Annotated in this window: 13 protein-coding genes; 7 read left to right on the top strand and 6 right to left on the bottom strand. The window is 32.4% G+C overall.

Annotated elements, in window-relative coordinates; all coding sequences use genetic code 4:
- A partial coding sequence (locus GvMRE_RS07940; RefSeq protein ID WP_172575326.1) for a DnaJ domain-containing protein occupies positions 1 to 2,389 on the bottom strand: 2,389 nt, incomplete at its 3' end.
- Between the two features lie 639 nt (positions 2,390 to 3,028).
- Here GvMRE_RS07940 and GvMRE_RS07935 point away from each other — a divergent pair.
- The 5 genes from GvMRE_RS07935 to GvMRE_RS07920 all read left to right on the top strand — a co-directional run bounded on the left by GvMRE_RS07935 (position 3,029) and on the right by GvMRE_RS07920 (position 7,700).
- Positions 3,029 to 3,349, top strand: a complete 321-nt coding sequence (locus GvMRE_RS07935) for a hypothetical protein (protein WP_147410678.1) — start codon at positions 3,029 to 3,031, stop codon at positions 3,347 to 3,349.
- A gap of 13 nt (positions 3,350 to 3,362) precedes the next feature.
- Complete coding sequence (locus GvMRE_RS07930) at positions 3,363 to 3,785, top strand: HVO_A0114 family putative DNA-binding protein (RefSeq protein ID WP_147410677.1); 423 nt, start codon at positions 3,363 to 3,365, stop codon at positions 3,783 to 3,785.
- A gap of 35 nt (positions 3,786 to 3,820) precedes the next feature.
- Positions 3,821 to 3,991: a hypothetical protein gene (locus GvMRE_RS13745; RefSeq protein WP_172575324.1), complete on the top strand. Its 171-nt coding sequence runs from the start codon at positions 3,821 to 3,823 to the stop codon at positions 3,989 to 3,991.
- A 127-nt stretch (positions 3,992 to 4,118) separates the two neighbouring features.
- The gene (locus tag GvMRE_RS07925; protein ID WP_147410676.1) at positions 4,119 to 6,602 is read left to right on the top strand and encodes a hypothetical protein; all 2,484 of its coding nucleotides are present in this window, start codon (positions 4,119 to 4,121) and stop codon (positions 6,600 to 6,602) included.
- Positions 6,603 to 6,692: 90 nt separating this feature from the next.
- A complete protein-coding gene (locus GvMRE_RS07920) occupies positions 6,693 to 7,700 on the top strand; it encodes a hypothetical protein (RefSeq protein WP_147410675.1) in 1,008 nt (335 codons plus the stop codon).
- Positions 7,701 to 8,121: 421 nt separating this feature from the next.
- Here the strand turns inward: GvMRE_RS07920 and GvMRE_RS07915 are convergent, their stop codons facing one another.
- The 5 genes from GvMRE_RS07915 to GvMRE_RS07890 form a co-directional block, all read right to left on the bottom strand.
- Positions 8,122 to 8,475 carry a helix-turn-helix domain-containing protein gene (locus tag GvMRE_RS07915; protein WP_147410674.1) on the bottom strand — a complete coding sequence of 118 codons (354 nt, stop codon included), beginning with the start codon at positions 8,473 to 8,475 and terminating at the stop codon, positions 8,122 to 8,124.
- A gap of 14 nt (positions 8,476 to 8,489) precedes the next feature.
- On the bottom strand, positions 8,490 to 8,894 hold the full coding sequence (locus GvMRE_RS07910; RefSeq protein WP_147410673.1) for a hypothetical protein: 405 nt from the start codon (positions 8,892 to 8,894) through the stop codon (positions 8,490 to 8,492).
- 39 nt (positions 8,895 to 8,933) lie between these two features.
- Positions 8,934 to 9,536 carry a ParA family protein gene (locus GvMRE_RS07905; protein ID WP_147410671.1) on the bottom strand — a complete coding sequence of 201 codons (603 nt, stop codon included), beginning with the start codon at positions 9,534 to 9,536 and terminating at the stop codon, positions 8,934 to 8,936.
- Positions 9,537 to 9,855: 319 nt separating this feature from the next.
- Positions 9,856 to 10,458 carry a ParA family protein gene (locus GvMRE_RS07895; RefSeq protein WP_147410671.1) on the bottom strand — a complete coding sequence of 201 codons (603 nt, stop codon included), beginning with the start codon at positions 10,456 to 10,458 and terminating at the stop codon, positions 9,856 to 9,858.
- Positions 10,459 to 10,498: 40 nt separating this feature from the next.
- Positions 10,499 to 10,930 (bottom strand): hypothetical protein, encoded by a 432-nt coding sequence (locus tag GvMRE_RS07890; protein ID WP_147410670.1) that lies wholly within the window; start codon positions 10,928 to 10,930, stop codon positions 10,499 to 10,501.
- Positions 10,931 to 11,065: 135 nt separating this feature from the next.
- Here GvMRE_RS07890 and GvMRE_RS07885 point away from each other — a divergent pair, with 135 nt between their 5' ends.
- Together GvMRE_RS07885 and GvMRE_RS07880 are read left to right on the top strand one after the other, a co-directional pair.
- Entirely contained in the window at positions 11,066 to 11,386 is a 321-nt protein-coding gene (locus GvMRE_RS07885; protein WP_147410669.1) for a hypothetical protein, read from the top strand.
- Positions 11,387 to 11,450: 64 nt separating this feature from the next.
- On the top strand, positions 11,451 to 11,697 hold a 247-nt coding region (locus GvMRE_RS07880; protein WP_147410668.1), incomplete at its 3' end, for a P-loop NTPase family protein.

Raw genomic sequence — 11,697 nt, 5'->3', positions numbered from 1 at the left:
CCAACAAAGCCTTTTCATAAGGAAACAATTCGGCAAAACTTTTATTTTGGTCAAATTCAGGGAATAAATGATAATCTTTTGAGTTTTTGTCTAAGGTGGCTTCTAAACTATCGCAAAAATTAGTTAAAGTTTCTACTGAAATTTGATACCGGTCTTGCTTTTCCGGCCTGATTTTTACTTTTAAGTCTTCCGTGTCAGTAATTTCTTTTTGTAATCACTTTTGAAATGCTATTCAACTAGGTGTATTTTCACTTGCTTCCTTTAATTGTACTTTCAATTTTACTTGAAGAGAACTGATTTCCTCGGCTTTTTCTTCGAGAATTCGGTTAATTAATGCTCGATTAACTATTACATTTTGTTTTATCGTTTTGTATTTGGTTATTTTTCTCACTTTGCCCTTCGTTCTCATTAATTTATCAAGTTCTTCATCACTTCAATCAACTTCTTCCTCTCCGTCCTCAATGTCTTTTTCAATTTCGACTTCATAATTTTCCGTGCTTTTTAACAAAGTCATAAAATCATTAAACTGGATTGAAAATTCGCTAACATTTTTATTTTCAGCAAGTAATTTCTCGCCTTTTCCTATTTCTTCCCCAATCTCGGCTAATAAATTATCTTTGGCTTTTTTTATATCTCTAAGTTTTTCACTTATTTCACGCATAAAATCCGCAGAACTTTTATATTTTTGGTCGACAATATTTAACTGATTTTTTAATTCCAAGTCTTTGAACTTTTTCTGACAACTTTTAAAGTTATTAAGTTCTCCGAGGTGGTTTTTCAATTCTTCTTCATTTAGTTCAGCTTTATTAAAAATATCTTGGAAAAATCTATCCCCTTGTTTAATTGCTTTTTCTACTCTTTTTTCTAATCTTTCTTTAACTTCAATAGCAAACTCAATAATTTCTAAATACTTGCGAGCGTCTCTAATGGCCTCTGGTTGAGTTTTTCTAAAAATTTTCTTAGCATAAAATTCTTCGGCTTGCAATAACCCTTTTCCCGGTTCACTTAATTCTTTAAAATTTTCGAGAGCTCGTTTGGCTAATTCTTTATCAAATTTAACTAAGCCTTCTTCTTTATGGTGAAAATCAGAAAAATCATCTCCTTCTCAAACCTTAGAATAATCAGAAATAGTTTCTTCGGTCAAATCATTAACTTCAAATTCTTGTTTTAAAATAAGTTCAATTCTTTTTCCAAAATCGTTATCAATAATAAGTTTTGATTTGGAGAATTTAACTCATCCTTTTCGATTGAGATACATATCATCATAGTCTTCTCAATTTCTATCCTTCAATAAGCAAAGGTCATATTTCGCTTTTTGATGTTCGTTTCCGAGAACTTGGTTAGCATTATTAATTATATTAAATTTTTTTCGGTCGCCGCCTTTGTCAGGATGATTTTTAAGAGAAAGTTCTCGGTAGGCGACTTTAACTTCTTCAATACTGGCTTCTTCTGGTAATCCTAATACTTCATAATAGCGTATAGCTGCGGCTTTTTCAAGTGCTTCCTCTTTTTCATATTCTTTCAAAATTTTATTAATATAAAATTCATCTATTCTTAAATTAGCAATATTACTCTCATTATTAAGTCAAATTTTTCAATAATCATTTGACGAGTTATAAGAAAAATCTTTTTCATCAGTGTGATAATTGGCTTCAATGTTAATCAGGTCAATTAATAAGGCGGATTTATCGGCTAATTTTTTAGTGAATATCTCCACTGATTTTTGCTTGAAAAGTTTAATCTTTGCTTTTCACAATGCTCTGGTATCGATGGTTGGTATTCGTAATTCCGCTAAATAGTCTTCTCATTCTTCATCGGAAACCTCAGCAATAGAATAACCTTTTTCATCCGCTTTCATTTTCTCTAAATCAAAAAAATCTTTCTTTTCACAAGCCACACGAAGAGGAGTTAAAAGGTTGGTTTTCACTCAGTCTCCAATTTCTTTTTCATTTTTGCCTAAACCTCCCATTAAATAAATTGTGTTAAGCCAATTTTTGAATATTTGGCCTTGCTCGGGTAAAAAGAAATCCATTAATTTTTCAGTATCTAATTCAGTATTTTCAATGCCATTTTTTACTTTTTGGATTTCTTTGGTAATGAATTCTTTTAAATCTTGGGAAACAAAATTTTCAATTATTTCTTGGTCTAGTCCGGCAATTTCCGCTTCGGAAACTCCAAAATTAATTTTATAGTCAGTTTCTTCTTTTTTGCTTTTAATTAAAATGTCGTAGGCATCTTGGAGTTCTTTAAATTTTTGTTTGCTGTCTTCGGAACTATTATTTTTGGAATGGTGTTCGAGAGAAAGTTTTCGATAGGCTTTTCTGATTTCAATTACCGAAGCATTTTCTTCTAGACCAAGTACTTCGTAGGCTTCATTTATTTTTGTCATTATTTTATTTTTACTACTACTACTACTACTACTACTTTTTTTATCATAATCTAAGAAACATAACAACAAAGTTCTTTAAACAATTCCACTCTTATAATCTCCAAAAAATATATAAAAAAGGTTCTTAAAAAATGGCAACTAAAAAATAATTTTATTTATTTTATAAATAAGCGTTAATTAGCAGGTGAAAAAATTGCCCTTTTTTCCTCATACTTGGTTTCAAAAAAGTCTAAAAATATATTATGGATATTCTTATCCAGTTTTAGTTTACCAAGTAAGAAGTTAGTCGGTGGTAGTTAGTATTTCCTCTTTACTTTCCGATTTATGGATTTAGAAAGGCATTACTAATCTTTCGTGCTTAGAACTTAGGTATCCAGACCAGGTCGGAAGTTCCTAACTTGATAATCCAAGTTAGTTTACGAGCGAACTTGCTTGCTAGCAATCGTCTTTGAACTGCCTAACTTCTTTATTTGGTAGGGAATAGTTTCCCAACCACAGGGATTAAGCCCTGTGCTATACTATTAAATTTGGTGTTTAGTGGTATAGCAAAAGGTTTAATTCTCGTAAAACAGAATTATCGTTGTTCTATAATTATTATTTTATCTTTTCTAGGTAATAAAAATACCATTATAGCTCCTAATGAAAGATGATTACTTGATTTATAACCGTAAAGGAACATTTGTGACTGAAAAAGGTTATTTAGTTAGTTTAAGAATGCGACTTTGACAGTATCCTCATCGCAAAGAATCTGAATTCCCTGAAGGTTACCAATTAAGTTGAATTGTTTTTAAGTTAACTAGCAAAAGAGAACGAGTATTATTTGATAATCATGTGGACAAACTGCCGCATTATCATGATAACGAAAAAGAAGCGTTTTTTACCTGAAAGTCTTTGCTAGAAACTGAAAAAATGTTTTTCCAAATGGTTTATCAAAAATTTGGTTATTTTAATTATGAGTAGTAAAAATATGATAATGACAATAATCCCTAGCAAAACTTTTATTTTCTGCTATGACCCCTATTTTTCTCCCAAGCAAATGTCTGCGGAGTTTAAGGAAGCAATTCACGGCAAAAAGTATCTGCAACCCGAAAATGTAATGATGGCGAATGATTTAGCTGTTATTCATCGAATAATTAGTAAAGCCCGTTTAAAAGTGTTTGCTTGTATAAAGGAAAAAAAGCCTGCCAATGTTCATCAATTAGCTCATTTACTCCATCGTGATTATACTAATGTTTGAAGAGATTGCCAAGTTTTAGCGAATTGTGGCATTATTGAGTTGAAAGAAAAAGGTAACGAGACGCAACCAATTTTGCTTTATGAACAAATTGTTTTGGATTTTCCTAGTAGAGAAAGAAATTTGCCAGGAAGCGGAGTAATTGAGAGAGTTCAGGCTTAATAAATCGCACTAAAAAAAATATACAAAAATTAAATATGATGGAAAAGAATAATGTTGCTTTCCTTGATATTAAAGAATTGTCTAGTCATAAGTATAAAAAGGGGAATATTGGTTTATCTCCTGGTGCTTCTTTGGAAGAAAGAACGAAATATCGGCTTTGTAAATCCATTTTGGCTTATCAACACAAGATATTTTCACGCGTATAAGAACCTTTAAACTTTTTCATGATTTCAGTCTATAACTTATATTTTATGGTATACCAAAAAAAACTCTATATATAGCACTCTATATAGATTAAAAAAATTAGTTGGTATACCATTAAAATTATTCATTATGGAAAATAATAGAGATTTGGAGCAAAAAGATATTCAGTCAAGAAAAAGAAATGTTAAAACTCTTCAAAAATGATTAGATAATAGATATCCAACTAAAGAAGATAAAGAAAAAGTTAAAGAAATAAACATTAAAAAAATAAATCAAGAAAGGGAAAATCAGGGTACTATTGAAAAACTTTTCGGAGAAACACTAGATTTGGCTGCTTATCCCAACTTAGAGATAGTGTGAATCCGAGGAGAATGATTAAAAACTCCTCTAACTAACTTGAATGTTAATAATTGTGAACAATTAATTTGACTTGATCTTCGAAACAACCAACTAACTAATATTAATTTAACTAACTGTGCTAATTTAGAGAAGCTTCAATGTGTCGGTAATTTATTAGTCGGTCTAGATTTAACCAATAATCACCAATTAAAAGAATTATGGCTAAGTAATAACAACTTCTCAGAGCAAGACTTAACTTTTGTTAGCCACTTGACAGATTTGAAAGGTTTGTCTTTAGGAAGTTATGATCAGGTAAGAATTCAACAAGATATTTATAATCGTTTTCATGGTAGCTTAGAGCCTTTGAAAAGTCTAACTAAACTGGAAAGGCTATATATTAGAAGTGCTGATGTTAATGATGGTTTGGAATACTCACCAGATAGCCTGAGAGATTTTTATTGTTCAGCAAAGGAAAGACCTGGAGCCAAAATAAAAATTCTCGAACAAGAACTAAGAAAATTTGGTGAACCAAATAATTATAATTTTGCTAATCTTTTAAAAGCCTGGAAAGCTAGAAAAAAAGAATTTACTAGTAGTCCTGCTCAGCAATGATTAGACAAGTGATACCCTGAAGAAGGAGAATGCCAAAGAGGGACAGCAGATGAGGGATGAGATGGCAGTTATGGATGATATAATGAATACAAAAAAAGAGAGCAAATCACTCAGCTTGATATTAACAACCAAGACTTAGAAGGCGGATTAAGATTAAAAGGATTCACTAATTTGGAAAAGCTCAATTGTTCAGAAAATCAATTGACTAACCTTGATTTAAGTGATTGTCCGAAATTAACTGGGCTTAAATGTGATCAGAATGCATTGAACAATTTAGCACTTTTTCAAACAATTGATAAACTAAGGGTATTACTAGTTCAAAATAATCCGAATCTTTCGCAAGATTTGAAAATCTTTACTTCTTTTAGAGAATTGACTCATTTAGATATTAGCAATTGTCCTTTTGGAGGAAGTCTTAGACCTCTTGAAAACTTGAATAAATTGGAAATAATAAATATTAGCAATACCAACTTGCGAGAAGGTTTAGAATTTTTGCCCGATAGTTGCAAAAAAGTTTACTGTAATAGTAACTATCCTTATCAATCAACCAAAATCATGGAAGAATTAGATAAAAGTAAATGTTTGGTGGAAGAAGAAAACAATAGACATTATGAAATTGATAAGTGACGAGTAGACAGAGCCAATAATGTCTCTGCTTCAATCATTCCCCTCGAAAGATTATTTGTAATTCGTAGCAATCTCAAACAATTCCTCAAAAGATGAGACAAAGAATATGAAGGTGCTTGATATGAAGAACCTTTCAGTAAATTAAAATCTAAAGAAAACAAACCTACAGAGCTAAGTAAACTAAAGAATCCTAATGAAATTAACTCTTATTGATACATTGGAGAAAGTGGTCAGTGAGCCGCCCGTGGGGTTGCCGTTACTGGTGGGGTTTTAGCGGCTACTACTAATCCAGTTTTAGGAGGTGTTCTGGCTGCTTCCTCGCCCGTAGTGGAAGTCTTTGCCTCACAAATGAAAGAAAGACTTTACGAAGCTAAACAGGCTAAATGAGACCAATTTATCGACGATGCTGACATGTTTCTGGATAATTACCACGAACTACTGGGAATACTTAAAAAGATTAAAGTTGGGGAATTAGGAGCAATTAACCAAGAATTAAAAAATTTGCAGGAACAAGTTAATCATTTTTTAGAAGATTATGATGAAGATGGCAATGGTGAAATTGACATGGAAGAGTTAACTAATAAAAGAGATAAACTTAGTCAAGAATTAAAGCACTTGAGAGCCATTGTTGTAGCAATGGAAAAAGTCGAAGACAAAGTGATTAACTACCAGCAAAATGGTTTAGTAGAGATTAAAGAAGAGTCAGCTGAAACAGGAGAAAACAGCCAATCACAACCAAATAAGTTAATCAATGAAGAAACGATATCAAAAGAAAACCTAAATTTTCTTAGCCGAACTATTACCCAAATTAAAGGATTTGTCCAAGAGTGTGAAACTAAACAAAAATGTCCACCTTGCTTGTTCTGAGAAAAATACCAAAGTAAAAAAGCCGAAACTAAACCAGTGGAATTGGAAAAGACAATAGTCGAAGAACAATTAGAAAAAGAAGGAAATCCTCAAGAAGCAAAATCAGAATACCAAGCTCAAATAATCCAAGCCCAACCTTTTCCTAGCTCTAGTAAAGGAAATAATTAATGCTCTCTCTCTCTCTCTCTCTCTCTCTCTCTCTCTCTCTTTAAACAAAGCAAAAATTACCTACAAACAACCAAATAATGAGGAGGAATCATGAGTGCTGCAATAAAACTATACTTCATAGAACTAATCAACAAAGTCTTTGATGAAGCTTACGAAGAAGTTAAAAGAATAAGAGAGATAACTAATCTTCAAGAACAATCCGAAGAAGCCCAAAAAGCCATGGACAAAGCTAGAATAAAATGAAATAATGAAGTTTATCATTTTTGAGTCCAGCATAAAGAAAAATTAGGAGTTCCTTGATATAATATTGACCAAGAGTTTACTGGTCTCCATCTAAAATCTTATGAAGGACAGTATTCACCATATAAAATTTTAGCAAAAATTTGGTGAGAAGCTAGTGAAAAAGCAAAACAATTAGGAAAAATCCAAAATAGCATCTGCGATAAATGTAAAAAAAAGCTTTCAGAAGATAATTGTTATGTTTATATTTACGAAAATAGAAATATTAAAAAGTGAGCCATTGAGCAGGCTAAGGAATTTGATGTAGATCGGTTTCATATTCTTTTTTGTTCTGAAAATTGTTTTAAGCAAAGTTATCATTATCCGCAAAAATATAAATCAAGAAGAAAAAAGTCTAAACCCAAAAAATCAAGCAAAAAAACTAATCAACAACTAGAAAATCAAGAAATTGAACAAGAAGAATACACTTATTGCCGAGAATGTGTTTCAAAAGTTAGAGAAGGAGAAGAATACTGATATCACACTTCCAAAAATGATAACAATAAATTTTGCTCAGAAAAATGTTTTATAAACTATTACGGAGAATATTGCCTTACTCATAAGCCACCAAAGAAATTCCTAACAATTTACCGTTTAGAAGAAAAAGACCATTTTGGCTACTGTTGAGACTGTTATCAAGAAAAAATTAGAAAATTAAAAGTCTTGGAAAAAGAAAAAAAAGAATTAGAAGAGAGAATAGAGAAGAAAAAAAGAAAACAAGAAGTTTTGGAAAATAACAATGTCAATAATCCTAATAGAGAGAGAGAAATGGAAACCAAAAAATGTTTGTTACAGAAAATGATTATACACCATGGATAGAGTTGGGAGAATGCGAGAGTTGGAAGGATGGTGTATAATCAAAAAGGGTGAGTGAGAAGGAAGAGAAAGTGGATGTTTTTGCTAGTCTTGTGGGTGGCAATTTCTAATTCAGAGGTGATTGGTGGTGTTATCTTTGAAAGAAAATTAAACGATACTTTTTGTCTTGGTAGGCAACTCTTTCTCGCACATAGATATCTCGGATGCCATGCTTGGTTCGTGGTTTCATTCTTTTTCTCCCGTGAATTTTTTCTTTGAGGAGATTGAGAATTAATTCTTTGGTGATTACTTTCTTGTGTTCGGCTTGAAAATGGCTAGTAATAGTTATTTCGGTAATAGTCCATTTTTAAAAGTAAAAGTGAATAAGCAAGAATAAGTTCATTGTTGTTCTTGATACTTTTCCGAAAATTCTTTTTTAATTAGTTTAAACCACTCAGACATGAGAAGCATCTTTTTTTTGTTCTACGATTACTTTTATTTCGGCAGGGGAAAATAATTTGCTAATTGCGTTAATTAGTTCATCAGAATTTACTTTATCAATGCGAGTAAATAAAATATCCTCGGTTTTGGATAAAGTTAAATTAATTCGTTTGGCAATTTCTTTGTCAGATAAGTTGTTATCCTCTTGGTAGCCTAAAATCTTTTCGCAAAGTTCATACTTAACTAACTGGGAAGGAGTGGGATTTTCGGGTAAATCTCAGGAACCTTTGCCAAGGTCTTGGGAGTTTTCTATTTCTGCTAATACTTCTTTGAAGGATTTTTCTTGTTTGGTTTTCATAACTTTTTTATTATTTATTTTTTACGATGTTTCCCATAACACTCCAAAGATTTTTCTAGGATTTCGGTCATTAGACATTTTTCTTTTAGAGCATACTCTTTAAGTTTTCAATAAGTTTGTTCTTTAACTTTAAGATTTAATTGTTTAGTGCGACCACTAATTCTTTTATCACTAGGGGCTAATTCTGGGGCTTGTAAATTTTGACTAGCTTCTTGGGGAACTGCTCCGAGGCTTTTCTTATGAATTTTGTTTCAGTGATTATTGGCTTTCTCGTTTGCTTTTACACAATCACCGCAATAAGTTGTCTTTAATTGGTCTAAATCAGAATCCGGAGAATAGGCTACTTTTCTATTAAATTCTTTTTGGCATTTGTCGCAAACAAAGTCTACTTTTATGAAGCGGTTTAATTTCTCTCACATATAGATATTTTTATATCGCTATTTAGATACCGCTATCTTTTATAAGTAAGAAAGGAGATTGTTAATTAGTTGCTGGGCTTGTTTTTGGAGGTTTTTATATCTAGTTTCAGTGATAGATTTACCTTCATTTTGCGTTTGCCGATAACTGGCTTTTTCATAGAGAACTAGGGGAGAATAATGATAACCACTAACTTTTAAATATTGCTGGCTGGCTTCGGCTTCGGCTTTGGTGGCAAGGCGAGTTAAAATGAATAATAATTTTTTCTTGTTTACGCCTGCTTCTTTTAAGGCATGGAATTCTTTCACTGCTGGCACTAAATCTAACCTGCTTGCTCCGGTGGGTTGAATTATTAAATCGGCTTTTTCGGCTATTTCTTTGGTGGCTTGGCTGGTTCTTGCGGGTCCATCAATTATTATTAAGTCATAATTACGGCTTAAAGGTCAAATATCTTTTACTTGCTGGAATACTTGACAATTAACTCTTTTTTTAATTTGGCTTCACTGATAACTGCTCGCTTGCTGGGGGTCGCAATCGGCTAGTAAGATTTTTAGTTTCTTTTTGGTGGCTTCGGTGGCGAGGGCTTGGCTTAAAGTAGATTTTCCCACTCCTCCTTTTTGGCTGATAAAGGCGATTATAGTCATATAGCAAGATAGCGGTATTTAAATAGCGGTGTTTTTAAGGTTATTTTTTTCTTTTAGCCGTAGGTTTAGAAGCAGTTCAAAAATCTTTACTAGGTTTGAAACTAATGCGATTAGTTGGTTTAGTTGATTTTAATAAGTCTTGTTTTTTCTTTTGACAATCTTTACAATTTCTTGTNTCTAAATCAGAATCCGGAGAATAGGCTACTTTTCTATTAAATTCTTTTTGGCATTTGTCGCAAACAAAGTCTACTTTTATGAAGCGGTTTAATTTCTCTCACATATAGATATTTTTATATCGCTATTTAGATACCGCTATCTTTTATAAGTAAGAAAGGAGATTGTTAATTAGTTGCTGGGCTTGTTTTTGGAGGTTTTTATATCTAGTTTCAGTGATAGATTTACCTTCATTTTGCGTTTGCCGATAACTGGCTTTTTCATAGAGAACTAGGGGAGAATAATGATAACCACTAACTTTTAAATATTGCTGGCTGGCTTCGGCTTCGGCTTTGGTGGCAAGGCGAGTTAAAATGAATAATAATTTTTTCTTGTTTACGCCTGCTTCTTTTAAGGCATGGAATTCTTTCACTGCTGGCACTAAATCTAACCTGCTTGCTCCGGTGGGTTGAATTATTAAATCGGCTTTTTCGGCTATTTCTTTGGTGGCTTGGCTGGTTCTTGCGGGTCCATCAATTATTATTAAGTCATAATTACGGCTTAAAGGTCAAATATCTTTTACTTGCTGGAATACTTGACAATTAACTCTTTTTTTAATTTGGCTTCACTGATAACTGCTCGCTTGCTGGGGGTCGCAATCGGCTAGTAAGATTTTTAGTTTCTTTTTGGTGGCTTCGGTGGCGAGGGCTTGGCTTAAAGTAGATTTTCCCACTCCTCCTTTTTGGCTGATAAAGGCGATTATAGTCATATAGCAAGATAGCGGTATTTAAATAGCGGTGTTTTTAAGGTTATTTTTTTCTTTTAGCCGTAGGTTTAGAAGCAGTTCAAAAATCTTTACTAGGTTTGAAACTAATGCGATTAGTTGGTTTAGTTGATTTTAATAAGTCTTGTTTTTTCTTTTGACAATCTTTACAATTTCTTGTATCTCGCACTAAATTCTTAAACTTGTCTGATTTAGCAAAAACGGCAATACCTTTTCCCTTATTGGCTTGCTTGAAAACATTAATGGCTTTTTCATGTTTGCCGCAATTCTTACTACCTTTGGGTTTGGCAAGGCTTCTCTTAATGGAAAAATAATTTTTAAAGTTAATATTTTCTCCTTGGATTAGTTTTTGCTTGGCTACTTCTAAGAAAGCATTTAATACTTTTTTCGTAGTATCCTCATTGCCGATTTTACTTTTTTTGTTTACTTCTTTACTTATTTGTTGAATTCCTAACATAATAAGAAGTTTTAACTACTTAACTGGCAAACATTTCTCGTATCCAGCGTTTTTTGGCAGGTTAATTACATTTTTGTTCTCATTTAAAGAGAACCACTGCGTGTCAAAATAAAGTTTTATTTTTAGTAGAAGTGTATGAAAAAACCAATTAATTCCCACCAAAAAACTAATGCTGAATACGACCACTCTTGCCAAGAATGTCGTAAAAACGAAGCCGTGATAAAACTTGAAGGTAGTGGCTGAATGGCAAGTATTCAAGGGAAATTCTGCGAGGAATGTGCCATTAAAAAAATTAAGTATTGATATTGTAAAGATATGCCTGAATTTCACTTAATTTGTGCTGATTGTGGTCGTTATAAAGACCAACAAGCAGAAAATAACCGAGTGTTGCGAGAAGTAGAAATGTCGGAATTATTAAAAGAAATCCAGCGTCGCATGAAAGAAAACAAAGAATAATAGAATCCTCTCCATCGTATAAGTGAAAAGTAAAACACCATCATGGACTTAAAAATTTAAAGTCTTGTTAGCCGACTGTGATAGTCAGCAAGCCACTAGTTATGAGTGAAGCAAAATTAAAGGCAAAATTCCTTGTCAAGTATTTAATTCAGTTAAGGATATTTGACCGCTAACTAATAAATATGATTTAATTGTCATTGATGCTCCTGCTCGCACTAGTCAAGGAACTTTGGAAATAGCCAAGCATGCTAATTTAATAATCCAACCAACCGGAGCCAGCCGAGCAGATTTAATTCCTGCGGTCAAAGAAT

Source organism: endosymbiont GvMRE of Glomus versiforme (assembly GCF_003546845.1).
Note: the sequence above shows the minus strand (reverse complement) of the source record. Positions and strands in the feature narration are given on the sequence as shown.